This is a genomic window from Modestobacter excelsi, from assembly GCF_005930495.1.
Classification (GTDB): domain Bacteria; phylum Actinomycetota; class Actinomycetes; order Mycobacteriales; family Geodermatophilaceae; genus Modestobacter; species Modestobacter excelsi.
The window spans coordinates 14,286-27,332 of the sequence record NZ_SJEX01000071.1; the positions used below are offsets into that span (position 1 = coordinate 14,286).

The window sequence follows — 13,047 nt, forward strand, 5'->3', positions numbered from 1 at the left end:
GATCATGAGGGGATGACCGGGTCCGCCGAGCGAGTGACGGCTGCGTGAGCGACGACGCCGCTCAGGAGGGGACGGTCCCCGTGGGCACGCCCGCGGCACCCCCACGCACCGGCTCCAGCGCGCAGGGGCCCGCCCGCGGTGCGCACCCCGCGCACGGGTTCGGGACGGCGCTGGCGCTGACGGTGGCCGGTACGGTCGTCCCCGGGGTCGCGTACCTGGCCAGCGGCCGCCGCCGGCTGGGCGCCGTGGTCCTCGTGCTCTTCCTGGTCCTCGTCGGCGGTGCGGTGTGGCTGGCCACCGGTGGCCGGCGTGACGTCGTCCACCTGGCGGTCGACTCGACCGCGCTGCTCTGGCTGATCGGCGGGGCGGTGCTGCTCGCGCTGCTCTGGCTGGTCGTCGTCGTCACCGGCTACCGCGCCCTGCTGCCGCGGGGCACGCGGGGCTGGCAGCGCGCGCTGGGCGGCCTCGTCGTCCTGCTGCTCTGCGCGGCGGTCGCCGCCCCGGCCGCCGCCGTGGTGCGCATCGCCGACGCGCAGCGGGACCTCGTCGACAGCGTCTTCGACGACGGCGACAGCGCCACCGTGGCCCGGCCGACCGACACCTCGGTCCCGTTCGACGGGAAGCAGGAGATCAACGTCCTGCTCCTCGGCGGCGACGGTGGCGCCGGCCGGGAGGGGGTGCGCACCGACACGGTCATCGTCGCGAACGTGCAGGTCGCGACCGGTGCGACGACGCTGTTCAGCCTGCCGCGGAACCTGGAGAACCTGCCGTTCCCGGCCGACAGCCCGCTGGCCGCCCTCTACCCGAACGGGTTCACGGCCGGCAGCGAGAGCGAGAGCCTGCTCAACGCCGTCTACCGGAACGGGCCGGCCGCCCACCCCGACGTCCTGGGACCGACCGACGACCCGGGGGCGGACTTCCTCAAGCTCGGTGTCGGCGAGGCCCTCGGGCTGGACATCGACTACTACCTGCTGGTCAACCTCGACGGCTTCAGCCGGCTGGTCGACGCCCTCGGCGGGATCACGCTCAACGTCAACTACTACGTGCCGGTCAACGGCGACACCGCCACCGGTGCCCTGCCCGACGCCTACATCGCACCCGGGCCGGACCAGCACATGACCGGCACGCGGGCGCTGGACTTCGCCCGCGGGCGCTACGGCCTGTCGGACTACCTGCGGATGGACCGGCAGCGGTGCGTGCTGCAGGCCATCGTCGACGCCGCCGACCCGGTGACCCTGCTCCGCCAGTACCAGGACCTGGCGCGGACGACGCAGGACATCGTGAGCACCGACGTGCCCTCCGCCGTCCTCGGTGACGTCGTCGACCTGGCCTTCGACGTGAAGTCCGCCGGCATCCGCAGCGTCGTCTTCGACGACACGGTGATCAACCCGGCCTACCCCGACTACCCGAAGATCCGGTCGCTGGTCCAGCAGGCGCTGCACCCCGCGCCCGCGGGCACCCCGACGGCCCCGGCCCCGGCGCCGGCGACGTCCAGCGCGCCGCTGGCCGCCGCGCCGTCACCGGGCGGCAACGGCGGGTCGGTGACCGAGGTGGCCGACGCCTGCGCCTACGACCCGGCGCAGGCCCAGGCGGCCCTGGACGCCGGTCAGCCCCCCACCCGCGGCGGCTGAACCAGCACGACCACCAGCGTGCGGGGGCCGTGCACGCCCTCGACCCGCTGCAGCTCGATGTCGGAGGTCGCCGACGGCCCGCTGACCATGGTCAGCGGCCGCAGCGGGTCCAGCCGGGCCAGCCCCTCCGGCACGCTGCCCACCACCTGGTCGGCGGTCACCACGCAGACCAGGCAGTCCGGCAGCAGCGACAGCGCCCGCCGGCCGCAGGCGGGCGAGCCGTCGAGCACCAGGGTACCGGTCTCGGCGATCGCCACCGCGACGGCGGTCACCGACGCGGCCCGGTCGGCGAGCTGCACCGCCGGACGGTCGTCGTCGACGTCGCAGCCCTCCGGCCGCCACTCCTGCGCCAGCCCGGGAGCCACCACGACGTCGCCGGCCGCCCACCCGGCGCCGAGGGCCTGGTCCAGCGCGGCCCGCACGGTGGCGGGGACGTCGGCGGGGGCGCAGCGCAGCACCGCGGCCCGGTAGTCCTCCACCCGGTCGACGAGCAGGTCGAGCAGCTCCGGCCCCGTGACCGGGTGCACCTGCGCGTAGTCCCGGGCCACCTCGGCCGGGGTGGTCCGCTCGGAGCCCAGCGCGGTCCGGATCCGGCCGAGCACCTCCTCGCGGGCGGTCACTTGCCGTGCTCCTCGGTCCACTGCTGGACGAACGTCCTCGCCGGCGGGGTGGGCAGGTCCCGGCTGCGGGTCCAGCCGGAGACCGGGGGCGGCAGGGCGTTGGGCAGCGTCGGCCGGCCGCGGGAGACCAGCCGGCCCAGCCCCGCCGCCCGCTGGGCCAGGTGCCACAGCCGCGGGTGCGACATCGCCCGGGCCAGCGCCGCGAAGGCCACCCCCTCGGCAGTCGGCTTCTGCTGCGCCTCGACGTGCTCGGCCCGCAGGTGCACCAGGATCGAGGGGATGTCGATCGCCACCGGGCAGACCTCGAAGCAGGCGCCGCAGAGCGAGGAGGCGTAGGGCAGCGAGGCGTTGTCCTCCACCCCGGTGAGCTGCGGGGACAGGATCGCCCCGATCGGCCCCGGGTAGACCGAGCCGTAGGAGTGCCCGCCGGTGCGCTCGTACACCGGGCAGACGTTGAGGCACGCCGAGCAGCGGATGCAGTGCAGCGCCTCCCGGCCCACCTCGTCGGCGAGCACCGCCGTCCGGCCGTTGTCCAGCAGCACCAGGTGGAACTCCTGCGGCCCGTCGCCGGGCGTCACCCCGGCCCAGGTGGAGGTGTAGGGGTTCATCCGCTCGCCGGTGGACGAGCGGGGGAGCAGCTGCAGGAACACCTCCAGGTCGCGCCAGGTCGGCACCACCTTCTCGATGCCCATCACGGTGATCAGCGTCTCCGGGAGGGTCAGGCACATCCGGCCGTTGCCCTCGCTCTCCACCACCGTCAGCGTGCCGGTCTCGGCGACGGCGAAGTTCGCACCGCTCACCGCCACCCGGGCCCGGAGGAACCGCTCACGCAGGTGCTGGCGGGCGGCCATGGCCAGCCGGCGCGGGTCGTCGGTGAGGCCGGGGTCCACGCCGGGGATGGTCCGGGCGAAGATCGCCCGGATCTCGGCCCGGTTCTTGTGGATCGCCGGCACCAGGATGTGGCTGGGCTGGTCCTCACCGAGCTGCACGATCAGCTCGGCCAGGTCGGTCTCGAACACGTCGAGGCCGGCGGCCTCCAGCGCCTCGTTCAGCCCGATCTCCTGGGTGGCCATCGACTTGACCTTGACCACCTCGGGCGCGCCGGTGGCCAGCACCAGCCGGGTGACGATCTCGTTGGCCTCGTTCGCGTCCCGGGCCCAGTGCACGACGCCGCCGCGGGCGGTCACCTGCCGCTCCAGCTCCTCCAGGTGCTCGTCGAGGCGGGCCATCGTGGCGGCCTTGAGCGCCTTGCCCGCCGCGCGCAGCTGCTCCCAGTCGGGCACCTCGGCGACCACCCGGGCGCGCTTGCCGCGGATGGTGCTGGTGGCGTGACCGAGGTTGGCCCGCAGCTGGCCGTCGCGCAGCGCGCCGCGGGCGGCGTCCGGGAACGACTGGTCGCCGCGCAGGTGGCCGACCCCGCGCGGTGCCGTGGGGAGACCCAGGAAGGTCGGGGCCTTCGGCGGGACGGTGGCGGTCATGCGGTCACCGTCGGGGTGGTGGGGTGGGACAGCGATGGCTCGGTGGACTGCTGCGGGCTCACGGCTTCCTCCGTCGAGGCGAGGATCTCGGCCAGGTGGACGGTGCGGGTGCCGGCGCGCAGCCGGGAGAGTCCGCCGCCGATGTGCAGCAGGCAGGAGGCGTCCCCGGCGGTGCACACCTCGGCGTGGGTGGACAGCACGTTGGCCATCTTGTCGGTGAGCATGGCGGTCGAGGTGTCGGCGTTCTTCACCGCGAAGGTGCCGCCGAACCCGCAGCACTGCTCCGCGCCGGGCAGCTCGACCAGCTCCAGGCCGCGGACCGCGCGGAGCAGCTGGTAGGGCCGGTCGCCCACCTTCAGCAGCCGCAGCGAGTGGCACGTCGGGTGGTAGGTGACCCGGTGCGGGTAGTACGCGCCGACGTCGGTGACGCCGAGGACGTCGACGAGGAACTGGGACAGCTCGTAGGTGCGCCCGGCCAGCTCCTCGGCGGCCCGGGCCAGCTCCTCGTCGCCGGCCCGGCGGGCCACGTCGGCCTGCTGGTGGTGCACCGAGGCCACGCACGACCCGGACGGCGCGACGATCGCCTCGGCGCCGGCGAAGGCCCGGACGTGGTTGGCGACGATCCCCACCGCCTCCCGCCGGTAGCCGGTGTTGACGTGCATCTGCCCGCAGCAGGCCTGCCCGGTCGGGACGACGACCTCGTGCCCCAGCCGTTGCAGCAGGGACGCCGTGGCATGCGCCACCGACGGGGTCAGGGTGTCCACCAGGCAGGTGGCGAAGAGCGCGACCTTCATCCGATACCTCCGCTCACGACGGCCCGGCTGGGACGCCGGACCATGCTGGACTCGCGGACGACGAGCGTGGGCTCGAAGACCGGCTGGGAGTGCTGGTGGTCGGGGTCCGACGCCTCGTCCAGCAGCAGTTCGGCGGCCCGCCGGCCGAGCTCGACCCGGGGCTTGCGCACCGAGGTGAGCGGCACGGCGGCCGCGGCGGCGAAGTCGATGTCGTCGTAGCCGACGATGGCGAAGTCCTCGGGGACCCGCACCCCGTGCCGGACCATCTCCTGGAGCACGCCGAGGGCGGTGAGGTCGTTGGCGCAGACCGCTGCGGTGGGCCGCCGGCCCGCCGGGAGCCCGATGATCTGCGCAGCTGCCTCCCGGCCGCCGGCCACGGTGAGGTGCGCGGGGGAGAAGACGGTCAACGCGTCCTCGAACCCGGCGCCCTCCCGGACCGCGGCCGCCACGCCGTCGTGCCGCTCGTGCACCTGGGGCAGTCCGGAGGAGCCGATGAAGGCGATCCGCCGGTGGCCGCGCTCCAGCAGGTGGTCGGCGGCCAGCCGGCCGCCCAGCGCGTCGTCGACCGCGACGGCGCACTGGCCCGGGCCGGTCGCGCGGCGGTCGAGCAGGACGACGGGGGTGCCCCGGGAGCGCAACGCCTCGACGTGCGGGGAGAGCTCCGCGGTGGGCGTGATCAGCACGCCTTGCACGCGCTGCTCGGTGAGGACGTCGAGGTGCGCGGCCTCCCGGTCGGCCCGGTCGTCGGAGTTGCACAGCATCACGGCGAGCCCGGCGGCCGCAGCGACGTCCTCGACCCCGCGCGCGACGTCGGTGAAGAACGGGTTGGCGATGTCCAGCACGACCAGCCCGATGGTCCGGCTGCGCCCGGCGCGCAGGTGCCGGGCCGACTCGTTGCGGACGAAGCCGAGTGCGGCGATGGCGGTCTGCACGCGCTCCCGGGTCGCCGGGCTCACCGCCTCCGGGCGGTTGAGGACGTTGCTGACGGTGCCCACCGAGACCCCGGCCCAGAGGGCGACGTCGCGGATGCCGGCGGTCAGCGGGGCCTCCCTCGGAGTGGCGGTGCGGACACGGTAGCGGCGCATCAGGTCACCGGCGTGGTTGAAACGTCTCAACACTCGGCCGAAGGAGCGGAGCTGATGTCGGCGGGACGGTTGACACCTTCCTAGCAGGTTACCTATGGTCTGCGCTACAGAGATGCTGAAACGTTTCATGCGCTGCACAGAGCCGTCCGAGAGGAACCCGTGCCCCGCGTCTGCTTCACCCTCCAGGTGCGCCCCGACCGGCTCGCCGAGTACCGCGAGCGCCACGCCGCGGTGTGGCCGGACATGCTGCACGCCCTGCGCGACGCCGGGTGGCACGACTACCAGCTCTTCCTGCGCGATGACGGCCTGCTGGTCGGCACCCTGGTGACCGACGACCTGGCCGCGGCGCAGGCGGCCGTGGACGCCGCTGACGTGAGCGCCCGCTGGGAGGCCGAGATGGCCCCCTTCTTCCAGACCGGGGACGGCAGGGGCAAGTCCTCGCTCGACCTCGTCTTCGACCTCGACGCCCAGCTCCGGGCGGCCGCGGTCCAGCCCACCCCACCGATCGGAGATCCCCCGTGACCGACCTCCGCGCGCAGGCGCTCGCCGCCCTCGCCACCCAGACCATCGAGCTGCCCTCGTGGGCGTTCGGCAACGCCGGCACCCGGTTCAAGGTCTTCAGCTCACCCGGCGTCCCGCGCACCCCGTTCGAGAAGATCAGCGACGCCGCCCAGGTGCACCGGTTCACCGGCGTCGCACCCCGGGTGTCGCTGCACATCCCCTGGGACCTGGTGGACGACTTCGGCAAGCTCGCCCAGCACGCCGCCGACGAGGGCGTCTCCATCGGCGCGATCAACTCGAACCTGTTCCAGGCCGACGAGTACAAGCTGGGCTCGCTGACCAACGCCGACCCGGCCGTGCGGGCGAAGGCCGTGGCCCACCACGTGCAGTGCATCGACGTCATGCGGGCCACCGGCTCGACCGACCTGAAGATCTGGCTGCCGGACGGGACCAACTACCCGGGCCAGGACGACATCACCGACCGCCAGGAGCGGCTCGCCGAGTCGCTGCAGCAGATCTACGCCGAGCTCGACCCCGAGCACCGGCTCGTCCTCGAGTACAAGTTCTACGAGCCGTACTTCTACACGATGGACATCCCGGACTGGGGCACGTCGCTGCTGCACTGCCTGGCCCTCGGCGAGCAGGCGAAGGTGGTGCTGGACACCGGCCACCACGCGCCGAACACCAACATCGAGTTCATCGTCGCCCAGCTGCTGCGCATCGGCCGGCTCGGCGCCTTCGACTTCAACTCCCGCTTCTACGGGGACGACGACCTCATCGTCGGCGCCGCCGACCCGTTCCAGCTGTTCCGGATCATGAACGAGATCGTCCGCGCCGACGCGCTGCGCCCGGACTCCGGCGTCAACTTCATGCTCGACCAGTGCCACAACATCGAGCCGAAGATCCCCGGCCAGATCCGCTCGGTGATGAACGTGCAGGAGGCCACCGCCAAGGCGCTGCTGGTCGACCGCGACGCGCTGCGCACCGCCCAGCGCACCGGGGACGTGCTCGGCGCGAACGGCGCGCTGATGGACGCCTACAACACCGACGTCCGCCCGCTGCTGGCCGAGCTGCGCGAGTCCCAGGGGCTGCCGGCCGACCCCTACGCCGCCTACGCCGCCTCCGGCCACGCCGACCGCATCGCCGCCGACCGCGTCGGTGGCCAGCAGGCCGGCTGGGGTGCCTGATGACGAACCCGACCGCCCCCTCCGAGGAGACGACCATGGACGACAGCGCCACCACCGTGCAGCAGCTGATCGAGCGTTCCCACGCGCTGGGCGCCGACCCGCGCAACACCAACTACGCCGGCGGCAACACCTCGGCCAAGGGCACCGGCACGGACCCGGCCACCGGCGGTGAGGTGGAGCTGCTCTGGGTCAAGGGCTCCGGCGGCGACCTGGGCACCCTGACCCCGGCCGGGCTGGCCGTGCTGCGGCTGGACCGCGTGCGGGCGCTGGTCGACGTCTACCCCGGCGTGGACCGCGAGGACGAGATGGTCGCCGCGTTCGACTACTGCCTGCACGGCCGGGGCGGGGCCGCGCCCTCGATCGACACGACCATGCACGCGCTCGTCGACGTCGCCCACGTCGACCACCTGCACCCCGACTCCGGGATCGCGCTGGCCACCGCCGCCGACGGCGAGGCCCTCACCTCCGAGGTGTTCGGCGACCGCGTGGTGTGGGTGCCCTGGCGCCGTCCGGGCTTCCAGCTCGGGCTGGACATCCGGGCGATCGCCGCGGCGAACCCGCAGGCGATCGGCTGCATCCTCGGCGGCCACGGCATCACCGCGTGGGGCGCCACCAGCCAGGAGTGCCAGGACCGGTCGCTGGAGATCATCCGCACCGCCGAGGACTTCATCGCCAAGCGGACCAGCCAGCTCGGCCGGCACCCCTTCGGCGAGCAGCTCGAGGGCTACGCGCCGCTCCCCGAGGGCGAGCGGCGTGCCAAGGCCGCCGCGCTGGCGCCCGTCCTGCGCGGGCTGGCCAGCACCGACCGGCCGCAGGTCGGCCACTTCACCGACTCCGACGTGGTGCTGGACTTCCTGGCCCGCGCCGAGCACCCCCGGCTGACCGCGCTGGGCACCTCGTGCCCGGACCACTTCCTGCGCACCAAGGTCCGCCCGCTGGTCGTCGACCTGCCGGCCACCGCGAGCGTGCAGGAGGTCCTGGACCGGTTGCCGGCCCTGCACGAGACCTACCGCGAGGAGTACGCGGCCTACTACCAGCGGCACGCCGCGCCGGACTCCCCGGCGATGCGCGGGGCCGACCCGCTCGTCGTCCTGGTCCCCGGCGTCGGGATGTTCAGCTACGGCAAGGACAAGCAGACCGCCCGGGTGGCCGGCGAGTTCTACGTCAACGCCATCAACGTGATGCGCGGCGCGGAGGCGATCAGCACCTACGCCCCGATCGACGAGGCGGAGAAGTTCCGGATCGAGTACTGGGCGCTGGAGGAGGCCAAGCTCGCCCGGATGCCTGAGCCCAAGCCGCTGGCCACCCGGATCGCGCTGGTCACCGGCGCCGCGTCGGGCATCGGCAAGGCGATCGCCCAGCGGCTGGCCGCCGAGGGCGCCTGCGTCGTGGTCGCCGACCTCGACGCCGAGAAGGCGAGCGCGGCCGCCGCCGAGATCGGCAACGCCGACGTGGCGATCGGCGTCGCCGCCGACGTGTCCGACGCCGCCGCCGTGGCCGCGGCCGTCGACGCCGCGGTGCTGGCCTTCGGAGGGCTGGACCTGGTCGTCAACAACGCCGGCCTGTCGATCTCCGCGACGCTGCTGGACACCACCGAGCAGCAGTGGGACCTGCTGCACGACGTGATGGCCAAGGGGTCGTTCCTGGTCTCCCAGGCCACCGCCCGGGTGCTCATCGCCCAGGGCATGGGCGGGGACCTGGTGTACATCTCCTCGAAGAACAGCGTCTTCGCCGGCCCCAGCAACATCGCCTACTCCGCGACCAAGGCCGACCAGGCGCACCAGGTCCGGCTGCTCGCCGCCGAGCTGGGCGAGTACGGGATCCGGGTGAACGGGATCAACCCCGACGGCGTCGTCCGCGGTTCGGGGATCTTCGCCGGCGGCTGGGGTGCCCAGCGGGCCAAGACCTACGGCGTCCCGGAGGAGGAGCTGGGCAAGTTCTACGCCCAGCGCACCCTGCTCAAGCGGGAGGTGCTGCCCGAGCACGTCGCCGACGCGGTCTTCGCCCTCACCGGCGGGGAGCTCACCCGGACGACGGGCCTGCACGTGCCGGTCGACTCCGGCGTGGCAGCGGCCTTCCTGCGGTGAGCCTGCACGCCGCGGTCGACTTCGGGGCGTCCAGCGGCCGGGTGATGCTGGGGGCGGTCGGTCCGGGCCGCCTCCAGCTCACCGAGGCGGCCCGCTTCCGCAACGGCGCCGTCGAGGTGCCCGGGGAGCGGGGCGCGGCCCTGCACTGGGACGTGCTCGGGCTGTGGCGGGAGTCGCTGGCCGGACTGCGCCGGGTGAGCGACCTGGCCCGCGAGGCGGGTGAACCGGTCGCCAGCGTCGGGGTGGCCACCTGGGCGGTCGACTACGGCCTGCTGGCCGGGGACGGGACGCTGCTGGGCGCGCCGCGCTCCTACCGGGACGCGCGCACCGACGGCGTGGCGGAGCGGGTCCACCAGCAGCTGCCCGCCGTCGAGCTCTACCGGCGCAACGGGCTGCAGCACCTGCCGTTCACCACGCTCTACCAGCTCGTCGCCGAGCAGGACGGGCCGCTGCTGGCCGCGGCCCGCACCATGCTGCTGGTGCCGGACCTGGTCGGGTACTGGCTGTCCGGGCACCTCGGCGCGGAGGCCACCAACGTCTCCACCACCGGGCTGGCCGACGTGCACACCGGCCGGTGGGCCGCGGACCTGGTCGCGCTGGCCGGGATCGACGCCGGCCTGCTGCCGCCGGTGCACGACCCAGGGGCGGTGCTCGACGGGCTCCGGCCGGACGTCGCGTCGTCCACCGGGCTGGACGACGCCCGGCTGGTCGCCGTGGGCAGCCACGACACCGCGTCGGCTGTGGTGGGCGTGCCGGCCACCGACGAGCGCTTCGCCTACGTCGCCTGCGGCACCTGGGCGCTGGTCGGGGTCGAGCTGGAGTCCCCGGTGCTCGGCGCGGAGAGCCTGGCCGCGGGGTTCACCAACGAGCGGGGCGTCGACGACCGGATCCGCTACCTGCACAACGTCATGGGCCTGTGGGTGCTGCAGGGCTGCCTGGCCGACTGGGGCCTGGACAGCGCCGACCTGACCGCGCTGCTCGGCGCGGCCGCGGAGCTGCCCGACGGTGGCGCCGTGGTCGACGTCGACTCCCCGGCGTTCCTGCCGCCGGGGCCGATGGTGACCCGCGTGCAGCAGGCCTGCGAGGCGGCCGGTCAGCCGGTGCCGGTCAGCCGGCCCGCCGTCGTCCGCTGCGTGCTCGACAGCCTGGCCACGGCCTTCGCCCGGGTGGTGGAGGACGCCGTCCGGCTGTCCGGGCGGGACGTCGACGTGGTGCACGTGGTGGGCGGCGGGGCGCAGAACGCGCTGCTCTGCCAGCTCACCGCGGACGCCTGCGGCCGGCCGGTCCTGGCCGGCCCGGTGGAGGCGACCGCGCTGGGCAACGTGCTGGTCCAGGCCCGGGCCGCGGGCGCCGTCACCGGCGCGCTGGAGGACCTGCGCGCGCTGGTGACGGCCACCAGCGACCTGGTGCGCTACGTCCCGGGCGGTGTGGTCAGCCCGAGGTGACCCCCCGCCGGGACGCCGCCTCGGCCAGCCCGGCCTTGGTGAACGCCAGCGCGTCCCGGGCCAGGGCCTGGTTGTCGGTCCACAGGTTGCGCCAGATCGCCAGGTCGTTGGAGAGCGTGCGGTGCACGACCTCCGAGGAGAACGACTCGAAGGTGACGATCCCGGAGTAGTCCACCTCGTCCAGCGCGGTGAAGAACTCCGTCCAGGGGATGGACCCGGTGCCCAGCGCGCCGCGGTGGGACTCCCCGACGTGCACGTACCCGAGCCGCCCGGCCGCCGCGGCGGCGCGGACCGCCTCGGTGAAGGAGTGCTCCTCGATGTTCATGTGGTAGGTGTCCAGGTGGGCCATGACGTTGGGCCGGTCCACCGCCGCGATGAAGTCCAGCGTCTCCTGCGTGGTGTTGATGACGTTGGTCTCGTAGCGGTTGCAGAACTCCAGCGCCAGGGTGATGCCCGAGGCGGCGGCCTCGTCCGCCAGCCAGGCGATCGTCTCCTGGGAGTTGGCCCGCCCGCGCTCGGTGGCGGGGGCGTCGTACTTGCCGAGCTTGGAGTACAGGACGCCGCACAGGGTCGTGCCGCCGCTGTCGCGCAGCACGCGCAGGGCGGTGCCGAGCCGTTCCCGCCCGCGCGCCACGATCTCGGGGTCCTCGCTGGAGACGTCGGTGTCGGCGCTGAGCCCCAGCGAGGCGCTCACCTGCAGCCCGTGCTGCTGCAGCAGCCGCGCGGTCATGTCGCCGTCGAACCCGGTCGGGTCGATCGGGGCGATCTCGATCAGGTCGTAGCCGGCCTCGGCACTGGACGTGATGGCCCGCTCGGCCTCGTCCCGGGACCAGCCTCCGGTCCAGACCAGGGCGTGGACGCCGTGGGTGACAGCCATGGACAACTCCTCTTCTCTCAGTGGGTGGCGGGACGGTCGTCCAGCCAGCCCCGTCGGCACAGCTCGGCCAGCAGCCGCTGGTAGCCCTCCTCGAGGGCGTCGACCTGCGCGGGATCGGGGTCGACGACCTCGGCCGGGCGGACCGCCCGGCCGGTCGTCGCGGCGAGCGTGCTGCCGGTCCAGGCGGCGGCGGCCAGCAGCGCGGCACCGAAGGCGCTGGCGGGCTGCGCCGGGCGGGTGACCGGGCGGCCGAGCACGCTGGCCCGGATGGTGGTCCACACCCGGGACCGGGTGCCGCCGCCGACCACCCGGTGGTCGGCCGAGGCCACCCCCAGCGCGGCCAGCCGCTCCAGCCCGAGCCGCTCGACGTAGGCGACGCCGTCCAGCCACGCCCGGTGCCGGTCGACCGGGCTCACCCCGCCGGTGCCGCCGAGCAGGAATCGGGTGGCGTCGGGCCGGGCGAACGGGAACCGCTCCCCCGTGCCGGCCAGCGGGTAGGCCGTCAGCGGCGACGGGCCGTGCCCGGCGGCCGCCGCGTCGGCTGTGGTGAGGTCGGCCGTGCCGAGGTCAGCAGGCCTGTCGAGGATGCCGGCGCCGCAGTTGGAGGCACCGCCGGGCCACCAGAGCCCGTCGGGCCCGAGGTGGGAGTAGACGGCACCGTCGAACCCGGTGACCTCGGTGGCGGCGACCCCCTTGAGCACCAGGGTGGTGCCCAGCACGCCGGTGCTCTGCCCGGCGGCGACGGCGCCGGCGGCGACCTGCGCGGTGCAGCCGTCGGTCATGCCGGCGACCACCTGGACCTGCGGCGGCAGGCCGAGGTCGGCGGCGGCGTCGGCGCGCAGCGTCCCGACGACCGTGCCGGGGTGCACGAGCGGCGGCAGCGCGCCGGCCGGGACCCCGGCCGCGGCGAGCAGCTCCGCGGGCCAGCGGGCGGACGCGGGCGCGATGCCGGTCTTGAGGGCGTGCGAGGTGTCGGTGACCAGCCGCCCGGTCAGGTCCGCGACGACGACGTCCGGGACGTGCAGCAGCCGGAGGTCGGCGGCGGGCCGCTGCTCCGCCAGCCAGGCGAGCCGGGCCAGGGTGCCGGCGGCAGCGACCCGCTGCCCGGTGACCGCGCTGATCCGGGCGGCCTGCGCGGCGCCCCGCTGGTCGGCGTAGAGCAGGACCGGGCCGGTGGGCGTCCCCGCGGCATCGGCGGCGAGCACGCTGCCCGAGGTGGCGGTCACCGACAGCGCCCGCACCGCGGCGGCGCGGGCGCCGAGCTCAGCGGCCAGCTGCCGGACGGCGGTGCGGACCACGGCGACGTGGGCGGGCCGCTGCTCCAGCTCCCCGGGCCGGGGGG

Annotated in this window: 11 protein-coding genes; 5 read left to right on the forward strand and 6 right to left on the reverse strand. The window is 74.6% G+C overall.

Annotated features, from left to right (window positions below):
- Window positions 1–44 precede the first annotated feature (44 nt).
- The gene (locus FHL80_RS19395) at window positions 45–1,631 is read left to right on the forward strand and encodes an LCP family protein (RefSeq protein ID WP_246078807.1); all 1,587 of its coding nucleotides are present in this window, start codon (window positions 45–47) and stop codon (window positions 1,629–1,631) included.
- Here the strand turns inward: FHL80_RS19395 and FHL80_RS19400 are convergent.
- The 4 genes from FHL80_RS19400 to FHL80_RS19415 are packed head-to-tail and all read right to left on the reverse strand — an operon-like array spanning window position 1,607 to window position 5,608.
- Window positions 1,607–2,251: a LutC/YkgG family protein gene (locus tag FHL80_RS19400; protein WP_138735002.1), complete on the reverse strand. Its 645-nt coding sequence runs from the start codon at window positions 2,249–2,251 to the stop codon at window positions 1,607–1,609. The two genes, FHL80_RS19395 and FHL80_RS19400, sit on opposite strands and share 25 nt — an antisense overlap.
- Entirely contained in the window at window positions 2,248–3,729 is a 1,482-nt protein-coding gene (locus FHL80_RS19405; RefSeq protein WP_138735003.1) for a LutB/LldF family L-lactate oxidation iron-sulfur protein, read from the reverse strand. The genes FHL80_RS19400 and FHL80_RS19405 overlap by 4 nt, the downstream gene beginning before the upstream one ends.
- Window positions 3,726–4,523 (reverse strand): (Fe-S)-binding protein, encoded by a 798-nt coding sequence (locus FHL80_RS19410; protein WP_138735004.1) that lies wholly within the window; start codon window positions 4,521–4,523, stop codon window positions 3,726–3,728. Before FHL80_RS19410 ends, FHL80_RS19405 begins: the two co-directional genes overlap by 4 nt.
- The gene (locus FHL80_RS19415; protein WP_216870885.1) at window positions 4,520–5,608 is read right to left on the reverse strand and encodes a LacI family DNA-binding transcriptional regulator; all 1,089 of its coding nucleotides are present in this window, start codon (window positions 5,606–5,608) and stop codon (window positions 4,520–4,522) included. Before FHL80_RS19415 ends, FHL80_RS19410 begins: the two co-directional genes overlap by 4 nt.
- Window positions 5,609–5,767: 159 nt before the next feature.
- Here FHL80_RS19415 and FHL80_RS19420 point away from each other — a divergent pair, with 159 nt between their 5' ends.
- The 4 genes from FHL80_RS19420 to FHL80_RS19435 are packed head-to-tail and all read left to right on the forward strand — an operon-like array spanning window position 5,768 to window position 10,828.
- Complete coding sequence (locus FHL80_RS19420; RefSeq protein WP_138735005.1) at window positions 5,768–6,130, forward strand: L-rhamnose mutarotase; 363 nt, start codon at window positions 5,768–5,770, stop codon at window positions 6,128–6,130.
- Window positions 6,127–7,296: an L-rhamnose isomerase gene (gene rhaI / locus FHL80_RS19425; protein WP_138735006.1), complete on the forward strand. Its 1,170-nt coding sequence runs from the start codon at window positions 6,127–6,129 to the stop codon at window positions 7,294–7,296. The genes FHL80_RS19420 and rhaI overlap by 4 nt, the downstream gene beginning before the upstream one ends.
- Window positions 7,296–9,383, forward strand: a complete 2,088-nt coding sequence (locus tag FHL80_RS19430; protein ID WP_216870886.1) for a bifunctional aldolase/short-chain dehydrogenase — start codon at window positions 7,296–7,298, stop codon at window positions 9,381–9,383. Before rhaI ends, FHL80_RS19430 begins: the two co-directional genes overlap by 1 nt.
- The gene (locus FHL80_RS19435) at window positions 9,380–10,828 is read left to right on the forward strand and encodes a rhamnulokinase (protein WP_138735007.1); all 1,449 of its coding nucleotides are present in this window, start codon (window positions 9,380–9,382) and stop codon (window positions 10,826–10,828) included. The genes FHL80_RS19430 and FHL80_RS19435 overlap by 4 nt, the downstream gene beginning before the upstream one ends.
- Here FHL80_RS19435 and FHL80_RS19440 read toward each other — a convergent pair.
- Together FHL80_RS19440 and FHL80_RS19445 are read right to left on the reverse strand one after the other, a co-directional pair.
- Complete coding sequence (locus FHL80_RS19440; RefSeq protein ID WP_138735008.1) at window positions 10,815–11,705, reverse strand: sugar phosphate isomerase/epimerase family protein; 891 nt, start codon at window positions 11,703–11,705, stop codon at window positions 10,815–10,817. The two genes, FHL80_RS19435 and FHL80_RS19440, sit on opposite strands and share 14 nt — an antisense overlap.
- Before the next feature lie 17 nt (window positions 11,706–11,722).
- Window positions 11,723–13,047: xylulokinase (locus FHL80_RS19445; RefSeq protein ID WP_138735009.1), on the reverse strand; the 1,325-nt coding region annotated here is incomplete at its 5' end.